Source organism: Parabacteroides timonensis (assembly GCF_900128505.1).
Lineage (GTDB): Bacteria > Bacteroidota > Bacteroidia > Bacteroidales > Tannerellaceae > Parabacteroides > Parabacteroides timonensis.
Window position 1 is genome coordinate 532,477 of record NZ_LT669940.1, and the last position, 14,818, is coordinate 547,294.

A 14,818-nucleotide genomic window follows, 5' to 3' on the forward strand; every position below is an offset into this window, starting at 1 on the left:
TCTTTATTGAATTTTTAATTTTGTTTATTGTAGCCCATAGGGGAATCGAACCCCTCTTTCAAGAATGAAAATCTTGCGTCCTAACCGATAGACGAATGGGCCATCATGTCAAAGTTCTCACTTTCAGCACTCTGGGGTTGTTGATTTCCCGATTGCGAGTGCAAAGATAGATGTTCTGTCTGAACTACCAAAACATTTCAGAGGAAAATTTAATAGAACACAACGTTTTAACTTCTATTTAGAACCTATATCCTGGAGGTGTATTTCCAGTGCTTTAACGGAAATATTTATTTCCCAGATACATACACATAGTGATGCAGCTAAAAGTAATAAGGCGATTCCGAATATCCAGGCGGCGATAATTTGCCATGAAATATAGATGAAAAACATGGAAATTACGCAAAACAGCAAACTAAGTATCCCTAGTATTTGCATGGAGCGGGTCAGATAAAGCCGTTTACGAAGGTTGGCTATCTGTGCAAAATCTTTCGGATCGTGCGATTGTTGATGCTTTTCCTTTAATGCTCGCACAACACTGGCATACGACAGGAAACGATTGGTATAAGCCAGCAATATGAGTGATATGGCTGAAAATAGAAGTGACGGGGTAGTTAGATCCAACATAATTAATAATGTATTTATACTATTATAACCTGCAAATATCGGAAATAGTTTGTTGTTTTGTATCTTTGTCTGCCATAAAGAGGTGAGATTATGTTATGTAAAACGCGCGGGATTGTCCTGCATGCTATTCCATACAACGATAAATATTCTATTATATATATGTATACGGAGGCTTTCGGACGAGCCTCTTATCTGGTGGCACGCAACCGGGGAAAGAAATCGACCGTCTCTAAAGCGCTGTTCATGCCGCTATCTGTTTTGGAGATGGAAGTGGAGCATCTGAATAAACGTGACCTGCACCGTATCCGCGAAACAAAGTTATGCTATCCTCTGACCGAACTGTTCTGTAATCCGGTGAAGAACGTATTGGCACTGTTCCTTTCCGAGGTATTGTTCCGGGTTGTGAAGGATACGGAACCGGACCCGCGACTTTTCAATTATCTGTATGAATCGATACATCTGTTGGAATATGCCGATAAGGGAGTAGCAAACTTTCATCTGGTATTCTTGCTTCGCTTGCTTCATTATCTGGGAATTTATCCGAATGCCGATTCTTTCTCTTCCGGCTGTTATTTCGATATGCAGAACGGTGTTTTTATCGACCGTATCCCTATGCACCGGCATTATTTGAACCGGGAGGAGAGTCAGGTCTTTGCTCGTCTATTGAAAATCAGTTTCGAAAATATGTCGCTTTATTCTTTTTCCCGGCAGGACAGGGTAGGAGTAATCAACCGTATCGTTGAATATTACCGCTTGCATTTACCGGAATTTCCGGAAATAAAGTCCCTTTCGGTGATGCAAAGTCTTTTCGATTGATCAGATTACCGCCTGAATACTTGCCAGTTTGAGGAAAAGGTTATACTTTTGCCGCACTTATGTAAAAGTTGGTCTTGTAGTTCAATGGATAGAATAGAAGTTTCCTAAACTTTAGATCCGGGTTCGATTCCCGGCGAGACTACAAATTAAATATTGAAGGACTGTACCTGAAGCTTTTGCTCCTGTACAGTCCTTCTCTCACTTAATCAATACTAAATCCATCCCGGATTGTCTTCCTTTTATTGATACAAATTCAAACGCATTCCTGTTAGTAACTCCCCTACTGTAAATGATCCGTAATAACCATTGCTTGAGAGGGTGACTGTATCGGACAGTTTGCTTCCAGATTTTACATAGAAACCATACATACTGTTCCTGTTGGTTGAAAAACTACTGATGATAGCCGTATTGGAGGAACTTATGCTACGGTTCTGAAGTGTATACGTCAATCCGTTATAAATAGCGCGTAATTCTCCTGAAGTGTACACGTTTCCTGACAGGTAATTGTTGACAGTAACAGTTGAATTACTGAATCCCGGAGCACTAATGATTAGTTGCTCGTGGCTATCGTTCTTACTTGACGAAAACTCGACTGTCTGTTCTCCGGATGGTGGTGTATTATAAGTATAGCTATATCCACCGTCTACCACGCTCCAACCGGCCTGTGATGTTGTCAGGTTCTTTGTCGCAACAAATACTGTTAACGGATATGTCGGAGGATAATCCGAATATTCGGGAATAGTGAACCTTAATGTAGCTGTGTTCCCCGTTCCGTAGACAATCATATTATTGTTGTTGACCGATACTCCTTCAAACTGATGTGAGATTAGTTTAATCTCAGCAGTTTTGAAATAATCGTTTTCTATCGTAATCGTCTCATTGCTATTATCCAGGCTCGTTTTAAAGTTCAGTTCTTTAATGCCGGGGCTATATACCCAGTATACATATTTATATATGCCATCCTCGAAATTGATCTCCAGATTCTTATTCGGGTCGGTCGGATTTAAATATTTTGTTGTCACCTCGCATTTCAGAGGAAACAGGTAGTTAGGTATAACATCCGGTATACGGAATGATAAAGTAACATCCTGATCCTTGCCTGTGTATAGTTCAGGAGATAATGTTGCCGGATCGAAACTATATAATGTGCTGGATGTGACCGTGATGACACGGGACAGTTCCCCAGCTTTCACCAGTAAAGTCGCTTCATTCTGTCCGGCAGAGACTTTGGCTATACGGGCGGTGATGTTCCCGTTGCCGTCGTATGACAGGCCACTGACGATACTACCCCGGTCTTCCTGTACCGATACGCTGATCTGTCCGTCGTTTGGAACTTCGTTTTCCGTATAATGAGCTGTCACGTCCAACGTTCCACCTTTTGTGAACAGGAAGTTCAGCCGGCTAACGGTCAGCCTGTTGTTATCGCTGTCGGAGATAGAAGGAGAGTCCTTGAATATTTCTGCATAGATGTTGTTGGATACTTCTGCGTTTTTTGCATCCTCAAAAGTCGTGCTACCGTGTGCTTTATCACTGAACGATTTGATTATGACCTTATACTGGTAGTTCCTGACTATTGTATAAGGTTTTTTGTTAATGTCCAGGAACTGTATTTTGTAATACAGTTCCGGCCCATTATCCAGGCGGCCTTTAATAATAATATAAGACTGGTCGTTGAAGTAGTTAGGATTTTCAAACATATATTTGGGTTCCATATTACAATCCGCATCACTCTGGCTTGTTTTATACAGAGTGCCCGGAGGTAACGTGGTGATATCATCCTGAATAATAAACGGATTGGGAGTCATATCCGGTATAAACGGTACGACGGTACCGGTCGAAGAGATATGACCGAGTGCGTAACCGGTGACAGTAAAGTTAGACGCATCGTCTTGTACCGTTACTTTCGCCTGGTTGCGGAAAAGCGTTACCGATAGAGGAGAGGACAGGGAGGGAACCTCGCTTCTTCCCCAGAAAACCATTTTATTGTCGTATAAGGAAGGCATAACTTCTTTCTCGTCTTTCTGCAGGAATGCATTATCATTGAAAGAAGACCAGTTGTCGTAGTTAGCCACCACGTGTATAATTCTTGTTTCTTCGGGTACTTCCGCTTTGAAAGAACCGCTACCGACGCCGTCTGTCTCTCCGCTGTTAAGATCAGTTGCGTGAGTGCGCTCGATAAACAGTCCGTTCGAGTCGAAGGCCAGTAACCAGACATCCGACAGGTTGTTCTCAAATGAAGCTGCGGCACGTGTGGCGATCCTGTATTCCGGTATGTTTACAGATACCTGTAAAGCTGCCTTGCCGGGCTTCATTGTCTTTTCCACTTCAATTTCGTCCTGACAGGCGAATAATGCAAGTGAAGCAATTAAATATATGACAATATTTTTCATAACTATCCTCCTTTAAAATTTGACATCCCTGACACAACGTACCGATGAGTTCAACGGGTTGAAGGAACCTGTATTCCCCACCCTGGGATCTATGAACTGAACGGTGGAACTGGCTCTGGCACTCCAGTACCAGCTGCCTTCCAGAATCTTTTTAACTTCAGCCACCTTGATATTCTGAAGCACGTCGATCAGATAAACTTCAGCCAATGTAGGCATACGCCAGTCCGAATACGTCTCGTTAGTCGTGGCGTCGTTTTCAACATAAGCCGCACATTTATTCCTTGAATTCAGGTAGCTGTCTGCTGTTGTCACCCCGTGTTGCGAAGCCAGCATAAGACGGGGAGATATACGCCGGTTATTTTCTTCCGTGTCGATCGTTACGCCGTTACTGTCAGTCAAAGGATGTCCCAATATTGCATTATTCCTGATATATTGGGCGTATGATTTTCCTAATGCCGGATTAGCGGCATAATGTGTATAGCCAGTTCCGAAGTCTTCATCGAACTCGTCGGGATCAGGTAAGGAAGAGAAGTCGGCAACGAAAGAACCGATAACGAACATTTTATTATTATTCTGTCCCTGGCTTCCGCCCGGAGCATCTGCTGATATATCGGAACCTATGTATAAGGCCGGATACTGTATAACCGTTACTTTCTGTGTCAGGCCTACGCCGTTGTGAACGGTGAAGGCGATTTCTTTCGCTACGAAATTCTCCGGAAGTGTACTGTTTATAGTGATATCACCGGTTTTTACTCCCTGCGAACAACTGATAAGTACTCCCTGGTTTCCGTTTGTAATTGCCTGGCCGTTGACAGTGATATCTCCTATCTCTACATCCGGTGTCGACGATTGGAATGTTGTCATGAAATTGGTACTGTTGGGCAACTTAATATCGGTATCTTCTACATAGATAAAGTTGAAACCTTCCAAAGATACAAGTATCTCTTTGGTAGTCCAGTCTTTGATTGTGTAATTGGCACTGATCTCTGTTGCTGTCTCTGGTGTCGGTGATCCCGGCTGGTCTACCAGTACCGTTACATCATATAGATGGTTACGTTCCAGTTTATATATTGCATCGCGTTCGGCTTCCTGTTCTTCCGATGGATTTGCCGTATCATCTGACGGAAGACGGAAATTGACCGGTACTTTGTAATAGTTCTGCGCATACTCCGTACCGTCGGGACCTGTTGCCGGAATATTCACGATCAGGTAAGTCTCGTTCTGTTTTTGCTGTCTCCAGTCGTTCGGATAGGAGTAGACAACGATCTTGTCTGTTCCTGTCCCCGGGGTAATACCAGTAAAACCCGACATACTCTGTAGCTGAGGAATAACAGTATTCCCGCTTTCCAGAGCAGATGCATTTGTTGCATACTGGAACAGCTTTTTAGTGATAGTTCCACCGGTTAATGCATGGAAATTATTCGTGTAAGCGGTGGAGATCCTGATTTTTGCTGCCGCCCGTTTTAATGATACGGCAATTTCTTTGTTGACGATACGTCCGTCATTCAGAATATTGGCGGCAGTACCATCCATAAGAAAACTATCCTGTATCTTATCGGGGTTCAACGCTGAAACGTTCAATGCTTGCAAGTTGGAACGTGTAAGACCAGCGGCAGGTATACTTCCGCTATAATTAGTTACCACATACGTATTATAAGTCGCATTCCGGACAAACTGATCTTGCGTAGCACCCAGTATAACGGTATATTCCCCGCTTCCTGTCTGCTCGGGAGAAGGGGTGATGTGCTGGTAGAAAGAACAAGACTCCTGGTCTTCCCTGTAAATGAAAACGTCCAGTGTTTTGATCAGGTTTTCATTCAGATCGTCCTCCCCAATTTCCGTATCGGCACGGGTGATACCCGATTGCGACAGCCTAATGGCTATTTTGCCGGAACCGGAGACTGCATCCGGCTCGCCTGCCAGTTCTTCCTGGCTACAGGAAGAGAACAGCAGGACCAGTGCCGAGATAAATTGAATGATGTAGATATTATTTAGTTTCATAACCCTTTTCTCCTTTTATTTATATTCTGTTTGTGTAATCAGAACATCCGTATCGTTATCGCCTGGCAGTGCCCGTTGTCCGTTGCTCTGAACCGGGTTGATATTTAACTTTTTCCCCTCTACGGTGATATACAGATAGGCTTTTCTGATGGTACTGTTCCAGGGCCTTGAAGCTCCCACCTTGATCTCGTAGGTATTGTTGCCGGCAATCCCTTTCGATATGGCCAGTTTGCCATTGGTAGAACCTTCTGTCCCGAATGTGAATTCCAGACCGTTAGTCAGTGTTGCTGTCCAGATAGCCCCTGCCGGAGCGGTCAGCTGGAAGTTGTAACTGGCATACGATGTGTTATTCTGCGATTCACCGTTCAGAACGTAGGGATATTGCACAATACCTGTTGTTGCTTCCGTGTTGTTGGCACCAAAGCTGTAATCCCCCTCATTTACCACATGGCCGATCTGTGATGTAGATTTCGTCCAGGGCAAAGTCGTTGTTTTAAGTATCAGCATATTATCCGGATTATCGAGCATTGCCATAATGCGATATACCGTATTACGTTTCAGGCTATATTTATCGATGGTTTGTCCGCCGTCGGTGATATATCCTTTATACCGGTGAGTCTCTCCGTCGATATCAGCTGTTATCAACAGGTAAGGAGTGACTGTCGAGTCGGGAGTAGCCGAAGCCGCGATATTTTGATAGCTGTAAAAAGATTCCGTCGCATTGTCCGGAGTGATACCGGACAGGTCTTCCGGCATGATACCCAATACATTGTTACTATCGATCACCCTGAGATCATTCTTTGTCTTAACGGGGGAAACCATGATGGTATTCTGATATTCACCCCGTGTGTTGATTATCTGGTTGACCAATTCGATCGACTTTACAATGACCTCCTTGCTCTCCAGCCTTCTGCTTTTGAACATATAGACATCCAGTCGTGAAACAAGTCTTTCCATCTGGATAGTTGCTTCCGTAACAAGACCGTCGATTTCTACAACCTGTCTTCCTACCATTAACAGACTAGTATCCGTAAACCCGTTTTTGTTTGTTATAGTCATCGTATCCAGTTCCGATAAGGGTTTCGATTCATCCGGTATTATGGAGTATTCTTTTCCCTCATCATTATAATTACCGATAGCATAAATAATTTTGTCTTGTGGGGAAACCTGGATCGACCGGGTCAGTTCATCCACATATTGCGGGGTGATAACCGGGATCAGCTCTGAGTATTCACACTTACCATCCGTCTTATTAAAGATGTAAAGAGCCAGGCTCGAAAACTTACCGTCTCCTCCTTTTATCAGGTCGTCTGCTGTTGCGCGGGTGGAGATCGTCAGGTTCAGCCGGGCATTCATTTCCAGGCTTGTCTGTTCGATGTCCTCTTCGTCACTACAGGATGTAACCAGCAAGGCGACAATGAAGAACCCTATTGACGCTATATAATTGTTATACCTTTTCATGTTGTTTGTGGGCTTATCCGAGGCCCGGTTTTATCACCTCTTCATCCCAGGGTTGAACTGTGACCGAGGTTCCATTGAAACGGAAGCGGATTCCGACCGTCACTTCATTGATCCCGTCTACCGAGATATGGTTGTTCTGCATGAAATCCTTCAGATTCAATGTGTAAATTGTTTTATTCGTCTCTTTACTGACTAAATTGATATAGATACTGTTTTTGTCGTTGAACCGCAGTACGTTGAACCTTGACTTATATCCGGAGGTGTTTACTTCTTTCCGAACGACCGGCCTGTACGAAACATTCTCCGAAGAGAATGTTTTCGCAAAGTTGACCGTGGGACTCAGGTTACCGATCTCAATATCGATTGGTGACGTACCGTCAGCCTGAGCAACCTCTTCCAGTCCTTCCAGTTCAATATACATTTTAATGTGTGAACTACTGAAATAAACAGTATCCGTGCTTGAGGCATCCTGATAAATATCTATATCCCTGCTTCCTATGTACAGGCTATCATTAGTGGTGATCAATTCCTTTGTAAAATAGTGAGGGGCAGCAACCAAAGCCGTGTTTATAGTCATCGCCTGATCGATCCGGGTATCGTTTCGGGTGTTTCCCCAACATACGACCCGGTATTTGCCGGCCGGGAGGTTGAGGGGAGTTCCCTGGTTATGTCTTAAATCACCCTGATCTAATCCGATTCTTTCTACAAGTGCTCCGTTTTCGCTATATACATACAGATCCACTTTTTCTATTTTTTCAGGGAATATATCCTTTGTCCCGTCTCCGAAGTATTTGAAGATCAGATTCGTGTCGCAACTATCCAGGTCTTCTTTGATACAACCGGTCATCAGGGCAACCAATAGCATAATGCTGAAATATTTCATTTGTTTCATTGTTCTGTATGTTGAAATGATGATGAAATCGGAATTATTGATCCAGGTCGAATCCCGGAGTGATTGTTTCTTCTGTCCAGGGCGCGATCGTTACATGAACTAATACGTTATATTGTATATTTTCCAGGTCGTTATCCAACATCGGGATCAACTCGACTTCCATATTATAGATCGTACCTGCTTTGAAATCGTCAGCCGTCAACTCGGTGGTCGTATCTTTGAAATACTTTACGATGTTGGCGAAACGAGACGTGTTAGCCAGTGACGGGTTAAATACGCTTAAGTCGGTTGATGCCAGATCCGGAGCCTGAATATCAGACAGGTCAAGATGGATCTTGGGCAACTGGTCGCTCGGGAAAATATTGAATGCATAACTTTTGCCGGCAGGAAGTGTGACGAGCAATTCTTCATAACTGCTGCCTGTATACTTATTATAGCTGGCATAAGACGCTGCATCCACTGCATTTGGCTGGTTGAAGAGCCATTTACCTTCGAGAATATTATTAACCGAAGACGTGTTATTATACAGATCGGCAACATCTGTCGAGTCATGATAGGTTGTATAGAAGTTGTTCAGATAAACCCCTTTCAGTTTTGCACTGAATGAGTTCCAGCTGACTGTTGCTTTCTTTGTGCTACCGCTAATTACACGGGTGAAGTCGAATGAGCCGCTTGTTTTTATTGTGATCTTATTGATCTGTAAGCGTGCAACGATCGGTTTGATAGTCACATTGGCAATATATGTCTGTCCGGAAGTCGGATCTGGTTCGATCGGTTCGGGCTTGATTGTTGTAAGATTATCATCCACACCAAAGTACAATACTTCCGAGCCTTGCTGTTGGGCAAGCGTAGTCGATATCTTGTTGTCTGTTACGGCGTTCCCCGGATTACCATAAACGTATACTTTTGATATTGTCTGCGGAACATTGACAAACTTCAAACCCTTATCCGGATTAGTCAGTTTCTCCCAGTCGGAATCTGCGGTTGCATCTTTTGTGATGGTCTGCGTTTTAACTACAGCGCCACTGGCATCCGTCAGATTGATAAGTACGCTGTTTACGTTCATTGTATCTTTGGTAAACAGGTTTCCCGCTTCTGTCGCTCTGGTGGCTACACCCGATATTCCTGCCAGTGATACGGAAATTGATTTTGTACCGCCATTGTCGGGTACCGGCGATTCGTCGTCGTTACTACATGCAAATAAAGTGGATACAGCGAATAATGTTATAAATAAATTCTTGATTTTCATAACTTTTTTGAAATTAATGATTGATACTCTGTGTGGAAGTCTTTCCCTCCTGCCTGTCATTAGTGGTTCCTTTTGCTCCGGCTAAGCATAAGGATGGCTGTACATATAAAATTATATGTATATTACCTTGTTATTTTTTTTATTGATATCTCCTTTCTATTTAAGGATGTAGATGAGGCTCAAACCTGCTTTGGTTGGACCGAAGTAGTTCCTGTGACCGTCTTTGATTTTAGTGCCACATTCGCCACAAGGATATTTATCATAATCCAGATAAGCATAGCCTACGCCTATAGTTGCCTCTATACTTAATCGTTTACTTAGTATCCAGTGGTAACCGTATGAAATTCCGGCGCCGTACAGGTTGCCTTGATAACGGTGATCTTCTAATCCCAGCATTTTGATGCCGCCAACGTTGTATTCGGCATAATGTGCATGGAGTCCGAAAAAGTGTCCGTTAAATCGTTCACAAGTCCAGTAGCGTAGTTCGGGTTGAACCAGCCAGTGTTTGAGTTTCTTGCTGTCGGAAAATGTCCAAGGATTGTAGTTTCCCGACAGGTCGAGTGTAAATTTATCGGATAGTCCTATTTCAATCCCCAGGTTCGGGGTTGTAGTCGCCCAATATAATGCGTTTGTCTTAATAGCGAAAGCCGGTAAATGGTTCTTATTCTCTTTTACTTGTGCTGTCATGCCGCTGACAAATGCATAAATAATGCATATTATCAATATTCCTCTTCTCATCGTACTTTTTACTCACATATTGTTAAAACTCTCTGAAGAATCTCCCCTATTCGGTAAACATCTTATAATTCTATTGTTACTCTTTAAGATTCTTGCTCTCTTTTGAATTAAAACAAGCTTAATTCAGATATGTTTTGAAAAGTATGTAGATAAACATATTTTGGCGTAAAATTTACTTTCGATGATATAATTTAAGGTTAAAAGGGCTCAAAAGTGACATAGTCGTCGCCTAGGTAACCGGACAATTCATCAAAATATATACGCAGATTGTCAAATATAACGTAGTCTCCATTGGTATATTCCATATAGATAGATCCATAGTAGTCATCATCCCATTCCCAATAGAAATCATATATAAATTCCTTGAAATCACCTGGGATATCGCTGTTATGGCGAATAATGCTTTCTTCTCCTCTGCCATCATTATGGAAAATGAGTCGTTGTTCGCAATAGTATCCGTCTACATCATAATAGTCGTCCCACCATCCGGCGTTATTACAAAGAATATATTCCGGATTATCTATAGGATCGAGTGGTTTGTCCACACAACTATTAAATCCGCAGAGTATGGTCAATAGTAATATCAGGTTGAAAATATTCTTTTTCATAACGGTTACATTTATTATGGGACAAATATAGTCTTTTGTGTTCAAAGTATAATCTTATTACAACAATGTTTGTTTTTAAGGATTAGAAAAAGGTGAACCTTTTTTAATTGACAATTAGGCTTCGCGCTCGGAGATAGAAAGATATGAGCTTCAAGTAGGAGCAATATATGAGTCTTTTTTATGAGGCTCCGCCTCATGCCGCAGGCTCTCTTTTGCCGTCGGTTTTTAACCGACGGATAGATTAAATGCTCCGGCTTTGCCGGATCCTCTGTGGGTTTTAACCCCTTTCATATAGGAAAGAAGCCCTGTTAATAAAGGGGCTTAAGCCCACAAAGGAAGAGGCTTTGCCTCCTGTCTTTTATATCCGTCAGCTGAAGTAGACGGCAAAAGAGAGCCTGCGGCATGGGGCTTTGCCCCATAAAAAACAATGAGACAAATAGGCTCAAAACTGACAATAATTGAATCTCTATATCTCTATATCCGGCAACTCATTTTCTACTGTTTCTTCCCATTTCCCATTATTCCCTATCGTTAACTGGAATGTGTTATCCGGTTCGTCTGTTTTGGGTGGGGTGTATAAAATTCCGGTATAGCGGATTGTTTTATTTCGGATGGGGAGGATGTTATTGACGGTTCGTTTACGCATGACATTGTTACTTGCGTCTGTAGAAATGAGGGTTGCCGATATTTTTGTTTCTCCTTCGGGAATAAAAGTGAAGAACGAGTGAGATGTGTTGGATTGCAACTTTTCTTTCGGTGTGAACTGATGAACAAGTTGGTACAGATCGGAAGAGATAACCCCTTTCCCTGTTCGAACATTGAACCGCTCCGGATAATTCTCGACAGATAATTCGAATGTCTCGATATCATTCGGCACAGGATCAGATGCACAGAACTCTATCCTGCCGATGATCCGTTCCAGGGATACGAATTCATTGCTTGCCTCATTCTCCCCGGTAATAAATGATTGTGAATGATAGAAAGTGTCCGAAACTTCATCAAAAGAAAAGATATTTTCTGAAAATGCAGTCACTTTTGAACTGTGTGCCAGAAAACAAACCTGATAGTTTCCAGCCGGTAAGGTGTCGTAAACAATACCGAAATCCTCCCCTGAATCTATCTTATAAGTAAGATGTCGAATCGGTTCGTCCGGTTTCCCTTGGTTGAACACTACATATTCTATACGGGAACATAGATCACCCACTTCTTTTTCCGAACTCTCTTCGTCGGGTATTTCCGGTTCAGGGATCGTGTTAGGCGGCATACTGCGGGTAGGGGAGAAGGGAAGCACCTCCTTTTGTAGTTGAACACTGAATTGTACCGGAAATAAATTCTGTACAATTTCAATTTCGTCCGAAGCCGGACTACTACAGCCTGCCAGACAAATGATACAGGCTAATGCATACAAGTCTTTCTTTTTCATAGCAAAGGAATTGTTAATGATAAAATCTACACAAAGAAAATACTTATTTCGGAATTTAAAAAATATTAAGGAGATAACTTATGGATTTGCAGGGAACTTTCCTAGTTTTGTAGAAAACAGACTCAATGTAATAACCTTAAAATTAAAAGAAAATGGCGCGTCCTGTAACATTATGTACCCTGCAATGGGGTGACTTACCTCTGGAAACAGTTTGTGAAAAAGCGAAGGCTTTCGGATATGACGGATTGGAACTGGGTTTACCCAATCATCTCGATGTTCGTCGTACGGATCAGGCTTATTATGACGGCATAAAAAAATTGCTGGCCAAATACGACCTGAAACTTTTCTGTATTTCCATCCATCTGATTAGCCAGGCAGTCTGTGATAATATCGATCAACGGCATAAAGCGGTACTTCCCGATTGTATCTGGGGAGACGGCGAGCCGGAAGGCGTACGTCAGCGTGCAGCGGAATATATGGTACAAACAGCCCGTGCAGCTAAAGCATTAGGTATTGATGTGGTTGCCGGATTTACGGGCAGTCCAATCTGGCATTGGCTTTACTCTTTTCCTCCCGTCACGGATCAGATGATTGAAGACGGTTATGCTGATTTTGCACGTCGTTTCATTCCGATCATGGATGAATATCAGGAGTTGGGCGTTCGCTATGGTCTGGAAGTTCATCCCACAGAAATAGCATTCGATACTTATTCTGCCCGTAAGGCACTCGATGCATTGAATAATCATCCTGCCTTTGGTTTCAACTACGATCCGAGCCACCTTGGATATCAGGGAGTAGATTATGTAGACTTTATCAATCAGTTCCCCGACCGTATTTTCCATGTACACATGAAAGATGTCTACTGGAGCGATACCCCGAAACAGATCGGTGTGTTCGGAGGACATTCCACTTTTGGAGATTCCCGCCGTTACTGGAATTTCCGTAGTATGGGACGTGGTAAGATCTGCTTTGAAGAAATAATCCGTGCCCTCAACGATATCAATTACCAGGGGCCGCTATCGGTAGAGTGGGAAGACAGTGCAATGGATCGTGAGCATGGTGCCCGCGAGTCGTGCGAGTTCGTAAAGCAGGTGGATTTCCAACCTTCAGGGCATGCGTTTGATGCATTCTTTGAGAAAAAGTAATAAAAATAGATCATAGGAGAGGGCTGTATTTGAGCATCAAATACAGTCTTTCTTATTTGCCTTCAATTACATCCTTGTTCCATAATTCACTGATTGAATATTCGTCCAACCAATCTTGTAATCTTTCTTCATCCAGTTATTTTAATATTGTTGCTGCTTTTCTTTCATTTAATATAAACATATACAATTATCTTGGAAATAGGGGATATATATTTAAGTATAACGTGAAATACAGAAATATCCATTTGACAAAATGATATATTATGTATCCTATGTGAAGAGTGTACCGAGGTAGGGGAGGTACTGCCTGTTTTTATGCGATTTTGATGGTGTTTGTTGCTTCTGAAATGCTGTAATTATGGCTGAATTAACATTATATTGGTGCGATCAAGTAATAATAGTTACTGATGTGTTGTGATAATGGCACTTTTGTTTGGTTTATTGATATCGGGGATAGGATCGTTTTGTAGATGGTTCTAGCTATGTGAAAGTGTTTTATAACATGTATTTGAGTCATTTTACTAGTTGCGAAACAATATTATTATTCATAATTTAACTAAAATTAGTCTTAAGCAGGATGAAATTATTCTGCAACAAAAATATATTTTGCTTTCAATAAAATTAAATCTCGTTTAAAACGAGATTTTTTTTGCTTGTAGAAGAATTAAAAACGACGTTGAGTAAAAAGAATGGTTAAAAAGTGTATATACTTATTCTCTGTAGGAATACTTGTGGAATAAACATGAGTTATTAATAAATCCATTTTACAATCTATTTGTTAGTCGATACGGCTTTATATTGGCTAATTGACATTTAGACAGGAACAAACGGTATATCATTCACAGTGGGTTGTTGGCTGTTTTCTGGTTTATAGGAAACAAATAGTAATTTGATCATTTGGATGAATCTGAAATCTTGAAAATATGTTAAATTTAAAACGATAATTAACAAGGCATTTGGGGCGTTGGCAAAAAACACAGTGTTTTAACTCTCTTTTAACAGATGTACGTGCGCGTACATTATATATGTATCTAATATATATAGTAAAACATAAAACGATGCATTATAATTGCACGTAGAGTATATAAAACAAGGAATAAGACTGATAAACGGAGTGACTAGGAAAAACGATCGTTTTAATTCGCCAACAAAGTTACTTATAGTTTTTAAACCTCCAAAGAAATCAATAAAATTCTTTTCCATCCTATGTTCTTTCTTATCAATAGAATACGAAAGTCTGTACAAAAATCCTGCTTTCAGTTACAAAGTGACTATCCCTTCAAAAAGATGACTAGAAAAAACGATCCTTTTAGCTAGTCATTTAACAAATGTCAACACTTTAGATCGTAGTGAATAGGCTTTTAAGTAACACTATTATTAATATTAAATTTTAAATTATGAACAAAAAGTTTTCTACACTTTTGACAGTGAGCTTACTGACTGGTGGCGCGCTGTTTAGTTATGTGGATGC

The 14,818-nt window shown here is 41.6% G+C and carries 11 protein-coding genes and 2 tRNA genes; 3 read left to right on the top strand and 10 right to left on the bottom strand.

Going from position 1 to position 14,818, the window contains the following annotated elements; translation table 11 throughout:
- Nucleotides 1-30: 30 nt before the first annotated feature.
- Together BQ7394_RS02860 and BQ7394_RS02865 are read right to left on the bottom strand one after the other, a co-directional pair.
- Nucleotides 31-102, bottom strand: a tRNA-Glu gene (locus BQ7394_RS02860).
- A gap of 132 nt (nucleotides 103-234) precedes the next feature.
- On the bottom strand, nucleotides 235-624 hold the full coding sequence (locus BQ7394_RS02865; protein WP_075555990.1) for a DUF2721 domain-containing protein: 390 nt from the start codon (nucleotides 622-624) through the stop codon (nucleotides 235-237).
- A 90-nt stretch (nucleotides 625-714) separates the two neighbouring features.
- Between BQ7394_RS02865 and recO the strand changes: the two genes are divergently transcribed.
- Both recO and BQ7394_RS02875 read left to right on the top strand, forming a co-directional pair.
- The gene (gene recO / locus BQ7394_RS02870) at nucleotides 715-1,440 is read left to right on the top strand and encodes a DNA repair protein RecO (protein WP_075555991.1); all 726 of its coding nucleotides are present in this window, start codon (nucleotides 715-717) and stop codon (nucleotides 1,438-1,440) included.
- A 70-nt stretch (nucleotides 1,441-1,510) separates the two neighbouring features.
- Nucleotides 1,511-1,582 (top strand) — tRNA-Arg (locus BQ7394_RS02875).
- Nucleotides 1,583-1,679: 97 nt separating this feature from the next.
- On the opposite strand, the gene BQ7394_RS02880 is transcribed toward BQ7394_RS02875, so the two are convergent.
- From BQ7394_RS02880 to BQ7394_RS02915, 8 genes are all read right to left on the bottom strand, one after another.
- Nucleotides 1,680-3,830, bottom strand: coding sequence for a hypothetical protein (locus BQ7394_RS02880; RefSeq protein ID WP_075555992.1), 2,151 nt, complete (start codon nucleotides 3,828-3,830; stop codon nucleotides 1,680-1,682).
- Between the two features lie 12 nt (nucleotides 3,831-3,842).
- Nucleotides 3,843-5,831 (bottom strand): fimbrial tip adhesin FimD, encoded by a 1,989-nt coding sequence (gene fimD / locus BQ7394_RS02885; RefSeq protein WP_075555993.1) that lies wholly within the window; start codon nucleotides 5,829-5,831, stop codon nucleotides 3,843-3,845.
- A 15-nt stretch (nucleotides 5,832-5,846) separates the two neighbouring features.
- Nucleotides 5,847-7,292, bottom strand: a complete 1,446-nt coding sequence (locus tag BQ7394_RS02890) for a DUF4906 domain-containing protein (protein ID WP_075555994.1) — start codon at nucleotides 7,290-7,292, stop codon at nucleotides 5,847-5,849.
- A 13-nt stretch (nucleotides 7,293-7,305) separates the two neighbouring features.
- A complete protein-coding gene (locus tag BQ7394_RS02895; protein ID WP_075555995.1) occupies nucleotides 7,306-8,184 on the bottom strand; it encodes a FimB/Mfa2 family fimbrial subunit in 879 nt (292 codons plus the stop codon).
- A gap of 34 nt (nucleotides 8,185-8,218) precedes the next feature.
- Nucleotides 8,219-9,433 carry a hypothetical protein gene (locus BQ7394_RS02900; RefSeq protein ID WP_075555996.1) on the bottom strand — a complete coding sequence of 405 codons (1,215 nt, stop codon included), beginning with the start codon at nucleotides 9,431-9,433 and terminating at the stop codon, nucleotides 8,219-8,221.
- Nucleotides 9,434-9,589: 156 nt separating this feature from the next.
- Nucleotides 9,590-10,171 carry a DUF3575 domain-containing protein gene (locus BQ7394_RS02905; protein ID WP_075555997.1) on the bottom strand — a complete coding sequence of 194 codons (582 nt, stop codon included), beginning with the start codon at nucleotides 10,169-10,171 and terminating at the stop codon, nucleotides 9,590-9,592.
- A gap of 197 nt (nucleotides 10,172-10,368) precedes the next feature.
- Nucleotides 10,369-10,779 carry a hypothetical protein gene (locus tag BQ7394_RS02910; RefSeq protein WP_075555998.1) on the bottom strand — a complete coding sequence of 137 codons (411 nt, stop codon included), beginning with the start codon at nucleotides 10,777-10,779 and terminating at the stop codon, nucleotides 10,369-10,371.
- Between the two features lie 466 nt (nucleotides 10,780-11,245).
- The gene (locus tag BQ7394_RS02915) at nucleotides 11,246-12,202 is read right to left on the bottom strand and encodes a hypothetical protein (RefSeq protein WP_075555999.1); all 957 of its coding nucleotides are present in this window, start codon (nucleotides 12,200-12,202) and stop codon (nucleotides 11,246-11,248) included.
- Nucleotides 12,203-12,354: 152 nt separating this feature from the next.
- Between BQ7394_RS02915 and BQ7394_RS02920 the strand changes: the two genes are divergently transcribed.
- The gene (locus tag BQ7394_RS02920) at nucleotides 12,355-13,347 is read left to right on the top strand and encodes a sugar phosphate isomerase/epimerase family protein (protein ID WP_075556000.1); all 993 of its coding nucleotides are present in this window, start codon (nucleotides 12,355-12,357) and stop codon (nucleotides 13,345-13,347) included.
- The last annotated feature ends 1,471 nt before the right edge of the window (nucleotides 13,348-14,818 follow it).